This is a genomic window from Stenotrophomonas sp. CCNWLW162 (assembly GCF_037203745.1).
GTDB lineage: Bacteria > Pseudomonadota > Gammaproteobacteria > Xanthomonadales > Xanthomonadaceae > Stenotrophomonas > Stenotrophomonas maltophilia_AQ.
This window is the reverse complement of sequence record NZ_JBBCBL010000003.1, coordinates 515,811-533,754: the sequence shown is the minus strand read 5'-3', so window position 1 is coordinate 533,754 and position 17,944 is coordinate 515,811. Positions and strand designations below refer to the sequence as shown.

Annotated in this window: 16 protein-coding genes; 9 read left to right on the top strand and 7 right to left on the bottom strand. The window is 64.8% G+C overall.

What is annotated here, in order from left to right:
* Window positions 1-37 precede the first annotated feature (37 nt).
* The 3 genes from V9K93_RS11190 to V9K93_RS11180 form a co-directional block, all read right to left on the bottom strand.
* Entirely contained in the window at window positions 38-1,021 is a 984-nt protein-coding gene (locus V9K93_RS11190) for a glycosyltransferase family 2 protein (RefSeq protein WP_046983197.1), read from the bottom strand.
* Window positions 1,022-1,146: 125 nt separating this feature from the next.
* On the bottom strand, window positions 1,147-2,088 hold the full coding sequence (locus V9K93_RS11185) for an electron transfer flavoprotein subunit alpha/FixB family protein (protein ID WP_136638620.1): 942 nt from the start codon (window positions 2,086-2,088) through the stop codon (window positions 1,147-1,149).
* Window positions 2,088-2,834: an electron transfer flavoprotein subunit beta/FixA family protein gene (locus V9K93_RS11180; protein WP_012509979.1), complete on the bottom strand. Its 747-nt coding sequence runs from the start codon at window positions 2,832-2,834 to the stop codon at window positions 2,088-2,090. Before V9K93_RS11180 ends, V9K93_RS11185 begins: the two co-directional genes overlap by 1 nt.
* Window positions 2,835-3,120: 286 nt before the next feature.
* On the opposite strand from V9K93_RS11180, the gene V9K93_RS11175 reads away from it, so the two are divergent.
* The 6 genes from V9K93_RS11175 to rfbD all read left to right on the top strand — a co-directional run bounded on the left by V9K93_RS11175 (window position 3,121) and on the right by rfbD (window position 7,996).
* The gene (locus V9K93_RS11175) at window positions 3,121-3,495 is read left to right on the top strand and encodes an EamA family transporter (protein WP_136638619.1); all 375 of its coding nucleotides are present in this window, start codon (window positions 3,121-3,123) and stop codon (window positions 3,493-3,495) included.
* A gap of 91 nt (window positions 3,496-3,586) precedes the next feature.
* Entirely contained in the window at window positions 3,587-4,462 is an 876-nt protein-coding gene (locus V9K93_RS11170) for a class I SAM-dependent methyltransferase (protein WP_169050336.1), read from the top strand.
* 129 nt (window positions 4,463-4,591) lie between these two features.
* The gene (gene rfbB, locus V9K93_RS11165; RefSeq protein WP_046983194.1) at window positions 4,592-5,647 is read left to right on the top strand and encodes a dTDP-glucose 4,6-dehydratase; all 1,056 of its coding nucleotides are present in this window, start codon (window positions 4,592-4,594) and stop codon (window positions 5,645-5,647) included.
* 14 nt (window positions 5,648-5,661) lie between these two features.
* Complete coding sequence (gene rfbA, locus V9K93_RS11160) at window positions 5,662-6,549, top strand: glucose-1-phosphate thymidylyltransferase RfbA (protein ID WP_046983193.1); 888 nt, start codon at window positions 5,662-5,664, stop codon at window positions 6,547-6,549.
* The gene (rfbC, locus tag V9K93_RS11155; RefSeq protein ID WP_046983192.1) at window positions 6,546-7,103 is read left to right on the top strand and encodes a dTDP-4-dehydrorhamnose 3,5-epimerase; all 558 of its coding nucleotides are present in this window, start codon (window positions 6,546-6,548) and stop codon (window positions 7,101-7,103) included. Before rfbA ends, rfbC begins: the two co-directional genes overlap by 4 nt.
* Window positions 7,100-7,996, top strand: a complete 897-nt coding sequence (gene rfbD, locus V9K93_RS11150; RefSeq protein WP_337302558.1) for a dTDP-4-dehydrorhamnose reductase — start codon at window positions 7,100-7,102, stop codon at window positions 7,994-7,996. The genes rfbC and rfbD overlap by 4 nt, the downstream gene beginning before the upstream one ends.
* Window positions 7,997-8,069: 73 nt before the next feature.
* Here the strand turns inward: rfbD and V9K93_RS11145 are convergent, their stop codons facing one another.
* The 3 genes from V9K93_RS11145 to V9K93_RS11135 all read right to left on the bottom strand — a co-directional run bounded on the left by V9K93_RS11145 (window position 8,070) and on the right by V9K93_RS11135 (window position 13,553).
* Window positions 8,070-9,473: a mannose-1-phosphate guanylyltransferase/mannose-6-phosphate isomerase gene (locus V9K93_RS11145; protein WP_046983190.1), complete on the bottom strand. Its 1,404-nt coding sequence runs from the start codon at window positions 9,471-9,473 to the stop codon at window positions 8,070-8,072.
* Window positions 9,474-9,485: 12 nt separating this feature from the next.
* Complete coding sequence (locus V9K93_RS11140) at window positions 9,486-10,832, bottom strand: phosphohexomutase domain-containing protein (RefSeq protein WP_337302557.1); 1,347 nt, start codon at window positions 10,830-10,832, stop codon at window positions 9,486-9,488.
* A gap of 96 nt (window positions 10,833-10,928) precedes the next feature.
* A complete protein-coding gene (locus V9K93_RS11135; RefSeq protein WP_337302556.1) occupies window positions 10,929-13,553 on the bottom strand; it encodes a DEAD/DEAH box helicase in 2,625 nt (874 codons plus the stop codon).
* A 172-nt stretch (window positions 13,554-13,725) separates the two neighbouring features.
* On the opposite strand from V9K93_RS11135, the gene V9K93_RS11130 reads away from it, so the two are divergent.
* Both V9K93_RS11130 and V9K93_RS11125 read left to right on the top strand, forming a co-directional pair.
* Window positions 13,726-14,457 (top strand): CoA transferase subunit A, encoded by a 732-nt coding sequence (locus V9K93_RS11130; RefSeq protein ID WP_046983187.1) that lies wholly within the window; start codon window positions 13,726-13,728, stop codon window positions 14,455-14,457.
* Window position 14,458: 1 nt separating this feature from the next.
* Window positions 14,459-15,091, top strand: a complete 633-nt coding sequence (locus V9K93_RS11125) for a CoA transferase subunit B (RefSeq protein ID WP_295380186.1) — start codon at window positions 14,459-14,461, stop codon at window positions 15,089-15,091.
* Window positions 15,092-15,128: 37 nt separating this feature from the next.
* Here V9K93_RS11125 and V9K93_RS11120 read toward each other — a convergent pair whose 3' ends face one another.
* Window positions 15,129-17,177, bottom strand: a complete 2,049-nt coding sequence (locus tag V9K93_RS11120; RefSeq protein ID WP_337302555.1) for a glycoside hydrolase family 99-like domain-containing protein — start codon at window positions 17,175-17,177, stop codon at window positions 15,129-15,131.
* A gap of 118 nt (window positions 17,178-17,295) precedes the next feature.
* On the opposite strand from V9K93_RS11120, the gene V9K93_RS11115 reads away from it, so the two are divergent.
* Complete coding sequence (locus V9K93_RS11115) at window positions 17,296-17,883, top strand: alpha-ketoglutarate-dependent dioxygenase AlkB family protein (protein ID WP_337302554.1); 588 nt, start codon at window positions 17,296-17,298, stop codon at window positions 17,881-17,883.
* Window positions 17,884-17,944: the final 61 nt, after the last annotated feature.

Here is a 17,944-nt window from a genome sequence, read left to right as displayed (position 1 = left end):
ACAGGTTGCTGCGGCGGCAATGCGGTCCGGGTATCCGTCACGCGCTCGGGCCCCGCAGCGCCGAACGGGCCAGGCGGCGATGGATCGCGCGGCGCGGGGTGCTGGCGATGTCCTGGCCGAAGAATGCAAGCAACAGCTGCACGCCGACCAGGACTGGCATGGCGGCGAGCATGACGGTGCCGCTGCTGGCGACCTGGCCGCTGTCGATGCTGAACAACCAGTGCTTGATGCCGTAGGCAAGGCCGAACAGCGTGAATGCAAGCCCGAGCGGAAGCTCCAGCGAAGCCAGCGTCAAGTTGCGCAGATAGTAGTTGTAGAACACGCGCTTGCCGAAGTTCGCCAGGTTCTTGCCAAGAAATTCGGTCATTACCTTGGAGATCTTCAGGTTGCTCACTTCGTCACCGTAGCGAGCGTGCATCGGCACATCGACCACGACTGCCCGCAGCGTGTTGAGCCGGAACAGCATATCCGTCTCGAAGAAGTACCGGCGGCTGATCTTGGTCAGCGGCAGGTGTCGAGCAACATCGCGATGGATGGCCGTATAGCCATTGGTGGGATCGAACAGGTCCCAGTAGCCGGATGAGAGCTTGGTCAGGAACGACAGGCCGCCATTGCCGAACAGGCGCAGCGCAGGCATCTGCTGGATCTGTTCCAGATCGAAGAATCGGTTTCCCTTGGTGTAGTCTGCTTCGCCGGCCACAATCGGTGCTACGAAATCTGGAATCAGCGCGGGATCCATCTGCCCATCACCGTCCACCTTGACGATGATATCCATGCCGTCCTCGATTGCCGCGCGATACCCGGTCATGACTGCGCCACCCACGCCCTGGTTCTCCGCATGGCGCAATACCTTCACGCGCGGATCCGTCGCATGAGTTTCGATGAAATCACCACTGCCCACGGGGCAGCAGTCATCGACGGCATAGATGCGGGCAACGTCTTCACCGATGCCGGCGATGACATCAAGAATGTGCTCCTTGACCTTGTAGCAAGGAATCACAATCGCAATCAGAACGGTCATTCAATGATCCAGGTGGTTTGCAGGGCTGGATGGACACGCGTCGCGCCAACCATGCTTGGGAAAACACATCGGGGCCAGCGGTGGATGTGCTGGCCCCGACATGATTCAGCAGTACGGCATCGGCTTCAACCCAGCGCCGCTTCCAGCTCCGGCAGGATTGCGAACAGATCCCCTACCAGACCGATATCGGCAATCTCGAAGATCGGCGAATCCGCGTCCTTGTTGATCGCGACAATGGTGCCGGCATCCTTGATGCCGGTCAGATGCTGGATCGCACCGCTGATGCCCACCGCCACGTACAGCTCCGGCGAGATGATCTTGCCGGTCTGGCCGACCTGCAGGTCGCTGGGTACGTAGCCGGCGTCGACCGCGGCGCGCGAGGCACCCACCGCGGCACCGAGCTTGTCGGCCAGCTGGAAGATGACCTTGAAGTTCTCTTCCGAACCGACACCACGGCCGCCGGAGACCACGCGCTTGGCGCTCTGCAGGTCAGGGCGGTCGCTGGCACCAGCGGCCAGGCCGACGAAGCGGGTGTGGGTCGGCAGGGCAGCATCGACGCTGGCCGCTTCGATGGCGGCGCTGCCGCCCTGGGCGGCTTCCGGCCACGAGGCGGCACGCACGGTCGCGACCACGATCTGGTCGGCCGGGGCTTCGACGGTGATGATCGCGTTGCCGGCGTAGATCGGGCGCTTGAAGGTGTGGCTGCCTTCGACGCTCATCAGGTCGGAGACCTGGTTGACGCCGAGCAGGGCGGCCACGCACGGCATCAGGTCCTTGCCGAAGGTGGTCGACGGGCCGAACACGTGGCTGTAGCCCTTGGCCAGCTGCGCGATCTGCGGGGCCAGCACCTGGGCCAGGGCCTGGGCATTGGCGGCGTTGGCCACGGTCAGGACCTTGGCGACGCCGGCAATCTTCGCCGCTTCAGCGGCAACGGCGGCCGGGTCGGCGGCCAGCACCAGCACGTCGATGCTAGCACCGGCGATGGCAGTGGCGGCGCTGACGGTCTTGGCGGTGGCGGCGTTGAGCTTGCCGTCGTGGTGCTCGGCGATGACGAGAATCCTGCTCATTACAGCAACCCCTTCTGCTTGAGTGCGGCAACCAGTTCGGCCGCGTCCTTGACCATCACACCCTTGCTGCGCTTGGACGGCGCGGCGTACTGGGTGGTCTTGAAGGTGTCGGCGGCTTCAACGCCGAGGTCGGCCAGCTGCAGGGTCTCCAGCGGCTTGGCCTTGGCCTTCATGATGTCTGGCAGCTTGATGAAGCGCGGTTCGTTCAGGCGCAGATCGGTGGTGACCACGGCCGGCAGATCCACTTCCAGCGTTTCCAGGCCGGCGTCGACTTCACGGGTCACCGTGGCCTTGCCATCGGCAATTTCGAGCTTGCTGGCGAAGGTCGCCTGTGGGCGGCCCCAGAGCGTGGCCAGCATCTGGCCGGTCTGGTTGGCGTCGTCATCAATGGCCTGCTTGCCAAGGATCACCAGGTCCGGCTGTTCCTTTTCGATCAGCTTGAGCAGGGTGCGCGACGCGGTCAGCGGCTGGATGGCCTGGTCGGTGACGACGTGGATGGCACGGTTTGCGCCCATGGCCAGGCCGTTGCGCAGGTGCGCCTGGGCGTCGGCCGGGGCGATGGTGGCAACCACGACTTCGCTGGCGATGCCCTTGTCGCGCAGGCGCAGGGCTTCTTCCAGAGCGATTTCATCGAAGGGGTTGGGGGACAGCTTGACGCCGTCGGTGACCACGCCGGAACCGTCCGGCTTGACCTGAATGCGGACGTTGTAGTCCACCACGCGCTTGTACGCGACGAGGATTTTCATCTGGTACGGGGTCCTTCAGTAACAGGGAGAACGTCCGGTCCTGCAACAGCAACCGGTTCGGGGGTGGGACCCTGATTCTAGCTGGCTTGGGGTGACCATGCGAATGCGTATGGTGTGTCTCGTCGTACAGAGCCGTTCCGCATTTCCGGAACATCTGGCGCCTGTATATGCTGTATGACCATGAACAACTCGCTGAGGCGGAGGACTACACCGGCATGCGCAGGTTTAATGTTGCAATGCAGCTCAATCACGCCGCCCCGCTGTAGCGCCCCGCCAGGAATCTTCGATGACCCGTTCTGCCGCTGTACTGACCCCTGCCGTGATCGCGATGATCCTGACCACCCTGGCCATGCTGGCCAGCGGACAGGTCCTCTTCAAGCTGGCATCTTCGCAGTTGTCGTTCAGCCGTCCGGCCAGCTTCTTCTCCGGCACCCTGATCCTGGCCTTGTTCGTGTATGGCGCAGCCACGCTGTTATGGCTGGCGGTTCTGGCACGTGTGCCGCTTTCAGCCGCATTTCCATTCTATGGCCTGACGTTCCTGCTGGTGCCCGCATTCTCCTGGTGGCTTCTGCACGAGCCGATCCGGCCGCAGACTTGGGTGGGCTCGGTGGTGATACTGATTGGTGTGGTGATCTCTTCCTGGAGTGGCCGAGGCAGCTAGTTTCCTGCTCGGCATTTGACACCATCGGGTTCGCCGGTACGCTCTGTCCACCCTTAGCGTGACCCCGTGGGAAGAACCCGAGGAGAAAATGGTGACTGGACCTGACGAGCTTTGCCCTGGCTGTCATTCCACGCTGAAGGTGGGCCTCCGGCCCTGGCACCGTGTATGCGACGACTGCACCTACGAAGGAAGCACGCTCAGCGTTGACATCGATATCGATGGAAGCGTTGAAGTTGTCGATGAGGCCATGCGCGAGGAAGGGCTGGAGCATCTGCGGCAACGCAATTTCCAGACATTGACCACGGATCTGGGGGCGCGGATCACGCGTACCGATGGCAGACGCCCACGCCTGCTGGACGTCGGATGCGCGCACGGCTGGTTTCTTGAAGCAACCATGCCCCACTTCGAAGTGGTTGGAATTGAACCGGATGCACGCATCGCGGCGATCGCCGCAGCCAAAGGCCTGGATGTGCGCAGGGGTTTCTTCCCTGGCGTGCTAGCGGACGAAGAACGATTCGACGTGATCATCTTCAACGATGTCCTGGAACACATTCCGGACATCGATTCCGCCCTTGAGGCCTGCATCCGCCACCTGACTCCCGGAGGCTGGATTGTTGTCAATGCCCCGGCCCGGACGGGGGTGCTGTACCGCATATCCAGGGCGATGGCCAGTCTCGGGATGCCGGCTTCGTTCGACCGCATGTGGCAGAAGGACTTCCCATCGCCACATGTCCATTATCTGGACGATGCCAGCGTGGCCGCCATCGCCGCGCATCATGGGCTGCGGGTGTCTGACGTCCGCACCTTGCCGTCAATGAGCACCCGGGGGCTCTACGCCCGCATCCGCACCGACCGCAGCGTCTCGTTCGCCAAGGCGATGGCGGTCACGTCGGTGCTGACCCTGGCCAGCCCGATCCTGTCCATGATGCCCGCAGATATCAGGGTCTGGCTGCTTCAGGTTGGCTGAACCCCGGTCGGCGCTCCCCACGTCGGGCGAGGCTGTTCAAGGTCTCGGCGCGCAGTCGTTGTATCCTTCAGCTTTGGAATCCGGCCGCCCCGATGCGGTTGGTATGAAAACTGATCAGGAGAACAGGTAGTGCCCACATGGCTTGTCACCGGCGGCGCCGGATTCATTGGCGGTAACTTCGTTCTCGAGGCAGTTGCCCGCGGCGTAAGGGTCATCAACCTCGATGTGCTGACCTACGCCGGCAACCTGAAGACCCTGTCCAGCCTGGACGGCAATCCGAACCATGTGTTCGTGCAGGGTGACATCGGCGACAGCGCCCTGGTCACCCGCCTGTTGGCCGAACACCGGCCGGATGCCGTGGTGAACTTCGCTGCCGAAAGTCATGTCGACCGTTCCATCGACGGCCCGGGCGCGTTCATCCAGACCAACGTGGTGGGCACCCTGGGCCTGTTGGAAGCGGTGCGGGATTACTGGAAGACGCTGCCGGCCGAGCAGGGCGCGGCGTTCCGTTTCCTGCATGTGTCCACCGACGAGGTGTACGGCACGCTGGGTGAGACCGGCAAATTCAGCGAAACGACCCAGTACGCGCCCAATTCGCCGTACTCGGCGTCCAAGGCAGCTTCGGACCACCTGGTGCGTGCGTTCCACCACACCTATGGGCTGCCGGTGCTGACCACCAACTGTTCGAACAATTACGGCCCGTACCACTTCCCCGAGAAGCTGATCCCGCTGGTGATCGCCAAGGCGCTGGCCGGCGAGCCGCTGCCGGTGTACGGCGATGGCAAGCAGGTGCGCGACTGGCTGTTCGTGTCCGATCACTGCGAAGCGATCCGTACCGTGCTGGCCAAGGGCCAGGTTGGCGAGACCTACAACGTTGGTGGCAACTCGGAAAAGCAGAACATCGAGGTGGTGCAGGCGATCTGTTCCCTGCTGGACCAGCGCCGCCCGCGCGAGGATGGCCAGCCGCGCAGCAGCCAGATCACCTACGTCACCGATCGCCCCGGTCATGACCGCCGTTATGCGATCGATGCTTCCAAGCTGAAGAACGACCTGGGCTGGGAGCCGGCCTATACGTTCGAGCAGGGCATCACCTTCACCGTCGACTGGTACCTGGACAACCAGGAATGGGTCAACGGCGTGCTCGACGGCAGCTACCGACTGCAGCGCATCGGCACCACGGCCTGAACCCGGGAGACAACATGACGCAGCGCAAGGGCATCATCCTCGCCGGTGGCTCCGGCACCCGGCTGTATCCGATCACCAAAGGCGTCAGCAAACAGCTGCTGCCGGTGTACGACAAGCCGATGATCTACTACCCGCTCAGCGTGCTGATGCTGGCGGGCATCCGTGAAGTGCTCATCATCAATACCCCGCACGAGCAGGCGCTGTTCCAGCAGCTGCTGGGTGATGGTTCGCAGTGGGGCATGGACATCCAGTACGCGGTGCAGCCGAGTCCGGATGGCCTCGCCCAGGCCTACCTGATCGGTCGCGACTTCGTCGCCGGCAAGCCGAGCTGCCTGGTGCTGGGCGACAACATCTTCCACGGCCACGGCCTGCGCGAAGTGCTCAAGCGTGCCGATGAGCGCGTGGACGGTGCGACCGTATTCGGCTACTGGGTGAACGATCCGGAGCGTTACGGCGTGGCCGAGTTCGACACAAGCGGTAGGGTCATTGATCTGGTGGAGAAGCCGGAGAATCCGCGCTCCAACTATGCGGTGACCGGCCTGTACTTCTATGACGGCAAGGCCAGCGATCATGCGGCCGAACTGAAGCCGTCGCCGCGTGGTGAGCTGGAGATCACCGATCTCAACAAGCGCTACCTGGAAGAAGGCAATCTTCACCTGGAGGCACTCGGCCGTGGCTATGCCTGGCTCGATACCGGCACCCACCAGTCGCTGCTGGAAGCGTCCAACTTCATCGAGACCATCCAGACTCGCCAGGGCCTGCAGGTCTGCTGCCCGGAAGAAATCGCGTTCGGCCAGGGCTGGATCAATGCAGAGCAGCTGGAAGCGCTGGCTGCGCCGCTGATCAAGAACGGCTACGGCCAGTACCTGCATAAACTCGCTTTGCGTGGAGTTGTTCCGTGAAAGTAATTGAAACCAAGTTGCCCGGCTGTGTGGTGATCGAGCCGGCCGTGTTCGGCGATGCCCGCGGTTACTTCTTTGAAACGTGGAATGCCGAGCGTTTCGCCGCGCTGGGCCTGCCGGATCGCTTCGTGCAGAGCAACGTGTCCACCTCGGCGCAGGGCGTGCTGCGTGGCCTGCATTACCAGTGGCCGCGCCCGCAGGGCAAGCTGGTCAGCGTGCTGGAAGGCGAGGTCTACGACGTGGCCGTGGACATCCGCCGCGGCTCGCCGACCTTCGGCCAGTGGGAAGCGGTGGTGCTGAGTGCGGAAAACAAGAAGCAGTTCTGGATTCCGGAGGGCTTCGCCCACGGTTTCGCCGTGCTGTCCGAGCGTGCGGTGTTCAGCTACCTGTGCACCGAGGTCTACCTGAAGGACTTTGATGCCGGCGTGCGCTGGAACGATGCCGACATTGCCGTGGACTGGCCGGTCAGCGCGCCGACCTTGTCGGCCAAGGACGAGAACGCGCCGTTCCTGAAGGACATCGCTGAAGATCGCTTGCCGGTCTTCGTGCCATGACCGTTCTGGTGTTCGGTGGCAATGGCCAGGTCGGCCAGGAGCTGCTGCGTGCGCTGGCGCCGCTGGGTGAAGTGGTTGCCACCACCCGCAGTGGTCAGCTGCCTGATGGCGGCGCCTGCGAGGTGGCTGATTTCGGCCAGCCCGATAGCCTGCCGGCATTGCTGGACCGCCTGCAGCCATCGGTAGTGGTGAACGCTGCGGCCTATACCGCAGTCGATCGTGCCGAGCAGGACACGACGGCCGCCTTCGCCGCCAATGCGGAGGCGCCGGGCGTGATCGCGCGCTGGTGTGCGGCCCATGGCGTGCCCTTCGTGCATTACTCCACCGACTACGTGTTCGATGGCCAGGGCACGGCCCCGTACCGCGAGGATGAACCGACCGCGCCGCTGGGGGTTTATGGCACCAGCAAACGTGATGGCGAAGATGCGGTGCGTTCGGCCGGTGGCCGCCACCTGATCTTCCGCACGGCGTGGGTATATGCCTCACATGGCGCCAATTTCCTGCGCACGATGCTACGGGTGGGCGCCGAGCGCGACCAGCTGCGGGTGGTTGCTGATCAGATCGGCACGCCTACACCGGCCGCGCTGATTGCCGATGTCACTGCGCAGGCACTGCAGCATCCGGGGCAGCTGTCCGGTACCTGGCATCTGACCGCCAGCGGCCAGACCAGCTGGCATGGGTTTGCAGAGGCGATCTTCGCCGAGGCGCTGGCGACCGGTGTGTTGGCGAAGGTGCCGGCCGTCGAGGCGATTCCCAGTTCGGAGTATCCGACCCCGGCCAAGCGCCCGGCATGGTCGGTGCTGGACAACCGCAAGCTGCAGCAGGATTTCGGTATCGAACTGCCAACGTGGCAGGATGGACTGAAGCGGGTCATGGCAGAACTGACCCGCTGACGGTAGCGCCGGGCCATGCCCGGCGCATGCATTGAACCGCTGCGCTCGCCGGCCATGGGCCGGCGCTACCTCACTAGCTGCGCCCGTACGTATCCTCGAAACGCACGATGTCGTCTTCACCAAGGTAGCTGCCGGACTGCACTTCGATCAGCTCCAGCGGCAGCTTGCCCGGGTTGCGCAGGCGATGGGTCACGCCCAGCGGAATGTAGGTGCTCTGGTTCTCGCTGAGCAGGATCACCTCGTTGCCCCGGGTCACTTCTGCGGTGCCGCTGACCACGATCCAGTGCTCGGCACGATGGTGGTGCATCTGCAGGCTCAGCGTACCGCCGGGCTTGACCGTGATGCGCTTGACCTGGAAGCGCTCACCATTGTCGATCGAATCGTAGGCGCCCCACGGGCGGTAGACCTTGCGGTGCCATGTCGCTTCGCTGCGACCGTCGGCCTTCAGCTGCGCCACCACGGTCTTGACCTCCTGCATGCGGTCGGCCTTGCCGACCAGCACCGCATCGTCGGTCTCGACCACGATCACATCGTCCAGGCCGACCAACGCCACCAGGCGTTGCGCGTAGGCGTAGGTATTGCGGCAGTCGATGGCGATCACATCACCCTGGTGGGCGTTGCCGTCGCCGTCCTGCTGCGAGACATCGCGCAGTGCCGTCCACGAGCCGACATCGTTCCAGCCCGCGTCCAGCGGAATCACCACGGCGTCTGCGGTCTTTTCCATCACGGCATAGTCGATGGAATCCGAGGGGACGATGGCGAACGCCTCCTTGTCGAGGCGGGTGAAATCCGAATCGCGACGGGCCTGCTGCCAGGCCTGGCGGCTGCCGGCCAGCATGTCGGGCTGGAAGCGCTCCAGTTCCTGCAGGTAGCGCGAGGCCTTGAACAGGAACATGCCGCTGTTCCAGTAATACTGGCCGCTGCTGACGTAACCGGTGGCGGTCTCAAGGTCGGGCTTTTCGACAAAGCGCTCGACCGCACGCAGACCTTGGCCATCAGCGGCCTTGATGTAGCCATAGCCGGTTTCCGGGCCGGTCGGCACGATGCCGAAGGTCACCAGCTTGCCGGCCTCGGCAGCGCTGGCTGCAGCCTGCACGACTGCGCGGAACGCGGCCTCATCGGTGATCACGTGGTCCGAGGGCAGCACCAGCAGCAGCGCATCGGCGCTGTCACGGGTGGCCTCCAATGCCGCCACCGCGATGGCGGGCGCTGTATTGCGGCCCACCGGTTCAAGGATGATCGCGGCCGGTTCGGCACCCACCTGCTGCAGCTGCTCGGCAGCGACGAAGCGGTGTTCTTCGTTGGCGATCACCAGCGGGCCATGCGCGGCGATGGGTGCAACGCGCTGCCAGGTGGCCTGCAGCATCGTCAGCTCGCCCGCCAGTGGCAGAAACTGCTTCGGATAGGCCTCGCGCGAGAGCGGCCACAAGCGGGTTCCGGAACCACCGGAGAGGATGACGGGCTGGATGTTGCTCATGATCTTCCTTGATTACTGCTGGACAAGACGGGAAATTTCGTCGGTGCGCGCCTGCATCAACGCTGCGTCACCACGTGCCTCGACGTTCAGGCGCAGCAGCGGCTCGGTATTGGAGCTGCGCAGGTTGAAGCGCCAGTCGCCGAAATCGGCACTGATGCCGTCGGTGTGGTCCAGCGCGGGCGACTGCGTTGCGAAGTGCTCCATCACGCGTGCCACGGCAGCCTTGGCATCTGCAACCTTGAAGTTGATCTCGCCACTGCAGGGATAGGCCGCCATGCGGTCCTCCACCCAGTCGGCCAGCGAACGTCCACTTTCCGAGACGAGCTGCGCGATCAGCAGCCACGGGATCATGCCGGAGTCGGCATAGGCGAATTCGCGGAAGTAGTGGTGGGCGCTCATCTCGCCGCCATACACCGCATCCTCGGCGCGCATCTTTTCCTTGATGAAAGCGTGGCCGCTCTTGCACAGCACCGGCACGCCGCCTGCCTGCTCCACCATTTCCACGGTGTTCCAGACCAGGCGCGGGTCATGCACGACCTTGCCGCCCGGATTGCGCGCGAGGATGGCCTTGGCCAGCAGCCCGACCAGGTAGTAGCCCTCGATGAAACGCCCGCTGTGGTCGAAGAAGAAGCAGCGGTCGAAGTCGCCGTCCCAGGCGATGCCGAAATCAGCGCCGTGTTCGCGCACGGCTTCAGCGGTGGCGGCACGGTTCTCCGGCAGCAGCGGGTTGGGAATACCGTTGGGGAAGTTGCCATCGGGTTCATGGCAGATGCGGATGAACTCGAACGGCAGGTGCGGGGCCAGCAGGTCGACGATGGCACCGGCGCCACCATTGCCCGCATTGACCACCAGCTTCAGCGGCGTGAGCTTGGCGGCGTCGACGTAGCTCAGCAGATGCTGGATATAGGCGCTCTTGTCATGCTGGGCGGTCTGCCCGGCGCGCGGCGGCTGGGCCTCGGACGCATCGGCGGCGACCGCATCGGAGATCGCGAACAGGCCGGTATCGGAGCTGATCGGACGGGCATTCTCCTTGACCAGCTTCATGCCGTTGTAATCCATCGGGTTGTGGCTGGCAGTCACCATCACGCCGCCGGCCGCTCCGAGGTGATCGGTCTGGAAGTAGACCTCTTCGGTGCCGCACAGCCCGATGTCGATCACTTCGCGACCCACGCCACGCAGGCCCGATGCCAGCGCATCCTGCAGCGCCGGGCTGGTCAGGCGAACGTCGTGGCCAAGCACCACCGGACCGGGAGCGAGCTGCGCAGCCAGGGCGACGCCAATGCGGCGGGCCAGCTCTTCGTTCAGTTCTTCCGGCACACGGCCGCGGATATCGTAGGCCTTGAAGGCGGGCAGGGGCATCGATCAGATCCTTTGTGAGCTCAGTCTTTCATTGTAGCGCCCGACCCGTATGGGAATCGTTTCCATCAGGCAACGCCAGGTGACTGATGTTCGATATCAGGCCTGCGCTGGCCGCCTGCCGGCCCGGCCAGGGCGTTTGGCCGGTGCGCCCGGCAACGGTGCCAGCAGCGCCTGCACGTCCTCTTCGCTGAAGCGTGGTCCGGCGCTGCCGCCGCCTTCAAGAATCGATTCGGCCAGCATCGCCTTGCGCTCCTGCAGTTCGGCGATCCGTTCTTCGATGCTACCGGCGGCAATCAGCCGGTAGACGAAGACCGGCTGCTGCTGGCCGATGCGATGGGCACGGTCACTCGCCTGGTTCTCGGCCGCCGGATTCCACCAGGGATCAAAGTGGATGACGGTGTCGGCGGCGGTCAGGTTCAGCCCCACGCCACCGGCCTTCAGGCTGATCAGGAACAGCGGCACTTCGCCCTGCATGAAACGCTGTACCGGCGTGACCCGGTCCTGGGTATCACCGGTCAGGGTCACATAGGCCAGGCCCAGCCCGTCGAGCGCCTGCGCGATCAGCGCCAGCATGCCGGTGAACTGCGAGAACAACAGGATGCGGCGGCCTTCCTCGACCATCGACGGCAGCATCTCACGCAACAGTTCCAACTTGGCCGAACCGGCATTGCGTGCCGGCGTTTCGCCCGGCAGCAGGCGCGGATCGCAGCAGACCTGGCGCAGCTTCAGCAGCGCATCCAGTACCCTGATGTGGCTGCGTGCCAGTCCGCTGTCGCTGATCGCCTCGCGGACCTGCTTCTCCATCGCCGCACGCACGGTTTCATAGAGATCACGCTGCCCGCCCTCCATCGTTACCGCACGGGTGATGAGGGTCTTTGGTGGCAGCTCGGCAGCCACCTGGTCCTTGCGCCGGCGCAGGATGAAAGGGCGCAGCCGCTGTGCCAGCAGCTGGGCACGGCGCTGGTCGCTGCCGCGTTCGATGGGGTGGCGCCAATGCTGGTTGAACTGCTTTTCGCTGCCGAGCAGCCCGGGCAGCAGGAAGTCGAACTGCGTCCACAATTCGCCCAGATGGTTCTCCAGCGGCGTACCGGTCAGGCATAGACGGTGGCGGGCCCGCAGCGTGCGCAGCGTGACTGCCGCACGTGATTTCGGGTTCTTCACCTGCTGCGCCTCATCCAGGATCAGCAGATGGTAGGAGTGCGCCTGCAATGCCTGCTCGTCGCGCCACAGCAGGGGATAGGTGGTGAGCACGAGGTCATGTGCGGGAATCGCGTCGAACAGCGTCTCGCGGGCCGGTCCGTGCAGGGTCAGTACGCGCAGTCCCGGGGTGAAGCGCGCGGCTTCGCTCTGCCAGTTATGCAGCAGCGAGGTCGGCACCACCAGCAGCGTCGGCCGGTCCAGACGGCCGCTTTCCTTTTCGATCAGCAGATGGGCCAGGGTCTGCAGGGTCTTGCCCAGCCCCATGTCATCGGCCAGTACGCCGCCCAGCCCCTGCTGGCGCAGGTACTGTAGCCACGACAGGCCTTCCAGCTGGTAGGGGCGCAGCGTAGCGTGCAGCCCTTTGGGTGGCGGTACCGCGGCCATGGCCGGCGCATCCAGCAGGCGTTGCACGCGCGCACGGGTATCGTCGCTGGCGTGCAGGCGCAGCTGGGCGGCTTCCTGCAGTGCCTGCAGGCGGCCGCGGTCATGTGCCTGCAGGCGCAGGGATTGTCCAGAGTCGCTGAACAGATCCGCCAGCAGCGCGATCACCGGTTTCAGGCGACCCGCCCGCAAGGCGAGGCGTTCATTGTCCGCCGTCGTCAGCAGCACGTTTTCGTCATCGCTGATCGCATCCAGCTGGCCGCGCAGCCAGCGTGGATCCGATTGCAGTACGGCCTGCAACAACGGAACCAGCGCGACGCTGCGGCCATCGACCTCGATGGTCAGGGCCAGGTCGAACGTGGCGCTGTCGGCCGGCGCCGCCTGCAGGTTCAGATCAATCTGGTCTACGCGGAAGATGCGATGGCGGAAGGCATCGTCGGTCTCTATCTTCCAGCCCAGTGCCTCCAGCCGCAGCACGTCCTCCAAAAGGAAGCGGGTCCAGTCGAAACTGCGCAGCTCGAACAGTGGCCCACCACCATCCAGCGCGATGCGCGGTTGCCGTTCGCGGTGCAGGTGCACGCTGTGAAGTTCAGTTTCCCGCCGTGCCTCCTCGTGCAGGTCACGCGGCAGCAGGTAGAGCTGTCCCTCGGCGTCATGCACGAACAGCGACGGGTCATCGAGAAAGCGCACGTGCTCGTCGTACTCGAAGGCGACGGTAGCGACGTCCAGCCACTGCGAGGCATCGCGCTCGGTAAGCCAGGCAGGACGGTAGTCCATGCTGTGCAGATGGAGAATAGGCGTCATCGCCTGGATCTGCAGGGTAGGCAGTGTCGGATGGGCGGCCGGACGCAGCGAGCCGCTGTCTCCCTCCAATGAGGTCTCCAGCGCAGCCAGCAGCATGGCGGCAACATGCTCGCAGTGACCTCCCGCAGGACAGGTGCAGCGACTCTGCAGGGGGCTATGCGGTGTGCGGGCGCTGGCTTCCAGGTCGATCATCACCTGCCGGGCTTCGACCTGCGCGGTCAGCAGCGGCGCCCTGTAGCCCAGTTCACGCACTGCCGATACGCGTTGTCTGCCCTTTTCCAGTGTCCCCGCATCCAGCCAGCGGGACAGTTCCCCTCCGGTGAATACTTCGGCCATGCGTCGTCCTGTCCTCTCCATCTGCAGCAGGCGTTGCCCGGGGCACGCAAGCGGGGAAGGGGACATTCTACGGATTGGCAGCCCGTCATGCCGAGTCATGCTGCGGCGCATCCCAGCCGGTAACGGGTGTGCCGCTAGAATGGCGGGATTCTCACCGGGTAGGGCAGTAGAGATGCAGCAATCGACTTCCAGCAGCACGCGCAGCAAGCGTTTCGCCTCTGCGGCAGACGCACTGCAGGGTGTGATCGCCGATGGCCAGACCCTGGCCGTGGGCGGCTTCGGCCTGTGTGGCATTCCCGAGGCGCTGATCGCCGCGCTGCGCGACAGTGGCGCCAAAGGCCTGACCGTGATCTCCAACAATGCCGGCGTTGACGGCTTCGGCCTCGGGCAGCTGCTGGAAACCCGGCAGATCAGGAAGATGATCTCGTCCTACGTGGGCGAGAACAAGGAATTCGAGCGCCAGTTCCTGGCCGGCGAGCTGGAGCTGGAATTCAACCCGCAGGGCACCCTGGCCGAGCGCCTGCGTGCCGGCGGCGCGGGCATCCCGGCGTTCTTCACCGCCACCGGGTACGGCACCGTGGTGGCCGAAGGCAAGGAAACCCGCGAGTTCGACGGCAAGCACTACGTGATGGAGACCGCGCTGCGTGCCGATGTCGCGCTGGTCAAGGCGTGGAAGGCCGACGAGGCTGGCAACCTGGTGTTCCGCAAGACCGCACGCAACTTCAATCCGGCCTGCGCGATGGCCGGCAAGGTCTGCATCGTGGAAGTGGAAGAGGTGGTGCCGGTCGGCGCGATCGATCCCGACCAGGTGCACCTGCCGGGCATCTACGTGCACCGGATCGTGCACAACCCCACCCCCGAAAAACGTATCGAACAGCGCACCATCCGCGCGGAGGGCAACTGACATGGCGTGGACCCGCGATGAAATGGCGGCACGCGCCGCCCGCGAACTGACCGACGGTGCATACGTGAACCTGGGCATCGGCCTGCCGACCCTGGTTGCCAACCATATTCCCGAAGGCGTGGACGTGTGGCTGCAGTCGGAGAACGGCCTGCTTGGCATCGGTCCGTTCCCGACCGAAGCCGAGGTCGACGCCGACCTGATCAACGCCGGCAAGCAGACCGTCACCGCGCGTGCCGGTGCCAGCTACTTCGGCAGCCACGACAGCTTCGCGATGATCCGCGGTGGCCACGTCAATCTGGCCATCCTCGGCGCCATGCAGGTCACCGACAAGGGTGACCTGGCCAACTGGATGGTGCCCGGCAAGATGGTCAAGGGCATGGGCGGTGCGATGGACCTGGTGGCCGGCGTACAGCGCGTGGTGGTGCTGATGGAGCACACCGCCAAGAACGGCGACCACAAGATCCTCGCCGAATGCACGCTGCCGCTGACCGGTGTGGGTGTGGTCGACCGCATCATCACCGACCTGGCTGTGTTCGACGTGACTGACAAGGGCCTGTTGCTGGTGGAAGCGGCACCGGGCGTCAGCGATGACGAGCTGAAGGAAAAGACCGGGGTCGCGTTCCAGCGTGGCTGATCGATACGAGGAGGGGGGCGTTGTGCCCCCTTCATTCTCAGCTGCGTCGGGCGTAGGCGTACTCGTCGCTGCTGGCATCGGCCTCGCCGAGGCACGCTGCGGCTGTCGTGACGCGCAGTCCGGCGTGTTCGCAGCAGGCGCCCAGCGCACGTTCAATGGCATGGGCCAGCGTTCCGTCGATCTGGCCCTGCTCGTCCTCGAACGCGCTGCGATGCAGATGCGCGTCCAGCAATGGACGCAGGGCCTGCAGCCGCCACCAGCCCATGCTGCCGGCGCCAAATTGAGTGGCGTCCGCTGGTGTTTCCAGCCCAAGTCGCGCCTGCAGTCGTGCCAATGCGGGACCATTGCCGCCTATGAAATCGGCGACGGGCAACAGATGTCCTTCGGCGACCACCATGCCCAGTGCGGGGTCGGCCTGGAACGCGGCATGGATGCGTGCGGCACGTCCGCCCTGTACCAGTCGCTGCAGTAGTTCCTGCCGCCACTGGTCGCCATCGGCGCGATGGGTTGAACGCTTCGTGTGGAGTTTCAGCACCACATCGTGACCAGCCTGCAGCAGCCGTTCGGAGACCTCAAGGAACGGAAGAATGTCGCGACCATGGTTATCTACGGCGATGACCTCACCCTGCAGCCCATGTGCCACAAGAGCCTGCCTGGCCAGATCCACCTGTTGTGCCGGCGTAGTCACCACGATTGTCCAGTCGAGGGCGGCCTCGCGCAGTGCGGACAATACCTCCGGCAGCGTTTCCAGATACCAGGCGTGGAGATGTACTGCCGGTTTCTGACGCAGTGCCGGAGCAGGCGCCAGCGCATCGCGGGTGGCCTGCAGCCAGGCATGACCCAGCCGCGCATCCGGTTCCAGCACGGCGCCTTCTGCCCATTCGTTCCAGGCGTTGATGAAGACCATGCGCTGCGCCTGCGGTGCAGCGGACAGGCGCTCATGGATCGTGGTGCGCAGCCAGTCGCGATAACCGCGCGGTGATGCATGCAGGTAGACGCGGCCGCGACCGGAGCGACGCGCCTCATTGTCCCAGCCGGGGTTCACGCCAGGGTAGAGCGGATAGTCTGGCAGCGGCCGTGATGCGATCTCGGTGGCCAGTTCGCGCCAGTCGCGGACATCGCCATTGAAGGCCGGATTGAGCAGCCATTGCTGCGCCGACAGAGAGCGCGGATTGCTCATGTTCGGCGGGAACTCTACTGCCGCATCGAAGCCGATGTCGCGGGGATCCGGGCGCTCGAAGCCCTGCACGTACGCCAGATGGATTTCGCCGACGCCATTGTCGCGGCACCAGCGGCGCCAGCGCTCGGTGGTCGCCCCGGCGTCGGGCAGCAGGTGCGGGCGATAGACCAGCAGCATGGGCCGGCCCTCGACCTTCAATGCGCGGCGGTCGCGCAGGTAGGGCGCGACATGTGCGATGAAGGCCAGATCATCCTCGGCGCTGTGCTGCTGGCCGATCAGGATGTCCTCGTCGCGGCCGTCCCAGCGTCGTGCCCAGTTCTCGTTGGCCCAGCACAGGCAGAACGGCAGTTCGATGCTGTCGTCGGCCAGCCATTGGCGCAGCGGGTCCTCCATCAAAGTGCGGCCACTGAACCAGTAGTAGTAGAAGCAGAACGCGCCGATACCGTACTCAGCTGCGAGGCGTGCCTGGTCCCGCATTACCTGAGGGTTGCGCAGGTCGTAGAAACCCAGGTCTGCCGGCAGGCGCGGCTGGATGTGGCCCTCGAACTGAGGCAGCGCGCGGGTCACGTTGCGCCATTCGGTAAAGCCCTTGCCCCACCAGGCGTCATTCTCGGGAAATGTGTGGAACTGCGGCAGGTAGAACGCGACCAGCGTCGCCGGCAAAGGAGACGGCAAGGTCGCCTCACGCCATGGCACGTGGCCGATCGCCGGCTCGTCTGCACGCCAGCGCAGCTGGGCGCTGGCGCCGGTGCCCCCCTCAGCCTGCTGGCCCTTGGGTGGCGGCGGTACCCAGTCGCCATGCCGCGCCAACAGCCGGGTGCGCAGCCGGTCACGCTGCGCCTGTGGCAGCGGCAAGGCCCGGAACATGGCGCGCAGCAACGGGAACAGCGATTGGCGTACGCTCATCGGGCTGGGCCCCACGAAAGGGGGCAAGCGGACGGCATCAGCATCTGGGCAATGGTCATGGGGCCATTTTCGGTGCTGGCGGTCATGACAGCAAACGCCGGCGTGCTAGCGTGTGGCCATGCTGTTCCCCGATGACCTGCCCGATGCCGACGTCCAGCACCTGCCGGGCTGGCTGGCCGCAGCCGATGCCGATCGGCTCCTGACCGCGCTGCAGGCCGAAGTCCCGTGGGAGGTCCACCGCATCCGCATGTTCGGCAACTGGGTGGATTCGCCGCGGTTGAGTTGCTGGATCGGCGATCCGCAGGCGCGCTACCGCTATTCCGGTGCTGAATTCGTGCCGCACCCCTGGCCGCTGTCGCTACAGGGTGTGCGTGAGCATCTGGAAACCGAAGGCATCGGCCGCTTCAACAGCGTGCTGCTGAATCGCTATCGCGGCGGTGGCGACTACATGGGCTGGCACAGCGACGACGAGCCGGAGCTGGGGCCGGCGCCGCTGATCGCCTCACTCAGCCTGGGCGCAGTGCGGCGGTTCCTGCTGCGCCGGCGCGATGACGCGGCGCGGAAGGCCGAATTCCTGCTTGGCCATGGCGACCTGCTGCTGATGGCCGGCCAGACCCAGCGCTTCTACCAGCATGCGTTGCCGAAGACGGCGCGGGTGCAGGGTGAGCGCATCAACCTGACCTTCCGCTGGATTACGCCGCGTTGACGAAGAAGGGGTCAGATCCCTTTCCTGCCGGAAAGGGATCTGACCCCGTAACTCACGTGCC

Coding starts and splice junctions, on each gene's coding strand:
- V9K93_RS11120 (WP_337302555.1), bottom strand. CDS start 17,177: ATGAGCGTACGCCAATCGCTGTTCCCGTTGCTGCGCGCCATGTTCCGG.
- rfbA (WP_046983193.1), top strand. CDS start 5,662: ATGACGCAGCGCAAGGGCATCATCCTCGCCGGTGGCTCCGGCACCCGG.
- V9K93_RS11180 (WP_012509979.1), bottom strand. CDS start 2,834: ATGAAAATCCTCGTCGCGTACAAGCGCGTGGTGGACTACAACGTCCGC.
- rfbD (WP_337302558.1), top strand. CDS start 7,100: ATGACCGTTCTGGTGTTCGGTGGCAATGGCCAGGTCGGCCAGGAGCTG.
- V9K93_RS11185 (WP_136638620.1), bottom strand. CDS start 2,088: ATGAGCAGGATTCTCGTCATCGCCGAGCACCACGACGGCAAGCTCAAC.
- V9K93_RS11125 (WP_295380186.1), top strand. CDS start 14,459: ATGGCGTGGACCCGCGATGAAATGGCGGCACGCGCCGCCCGCGAACTG.
- V9K93_RS11135 (WP_337302556.1), bottom strand. CDS start 13,553: ATGGCCGAAGTATTCACCGGAGGGGAACTGTCCCGCTGGCTGGATGCG.
- V9K93_RS11190 (WP_046983197.1), bottom strand. CDS start 1,021: ATGACCGTTCTGATTGCGATTGTGATTCCTTGCTACAAGGTCAAGGAG.
- V9K93_RS11130 (WP_046983187.1), top strand. CDS start 13,726: ATGCAGCAATCGACTTCCAGCAGCACGCGCAGCAAGCGTTTCGCCTCT.
- V9K93_RS11145 (WP_046983190.1), bottom strand. CDS start 9,473: ATGAGCAACATCCAGCCCGTCATCCTCTCCGGTGGTTCCGGAACCCGC.
- V9K93_RS11175 (WP_136638619.1), top strand. CDS start 3,121: ATGACCCGTTCTGCCGCTGTACTGACCCCTGCCGTGATCGCGATGATC.
- V9K93_RS11115 (WP_337302554.1), top strand. CDS start 17,296: ATGCTGTTCCCCGATGACCTGCCCGATGCCGACGTCCAGCACCTGCCG.
- V9K93_RS11140 (WP_337302557.1), bottom strand. CDS start 10,832: ATGCCCCTGCCCGCCTTCAAGGCCTACGATATCCGCGGCCGTGTGCCG.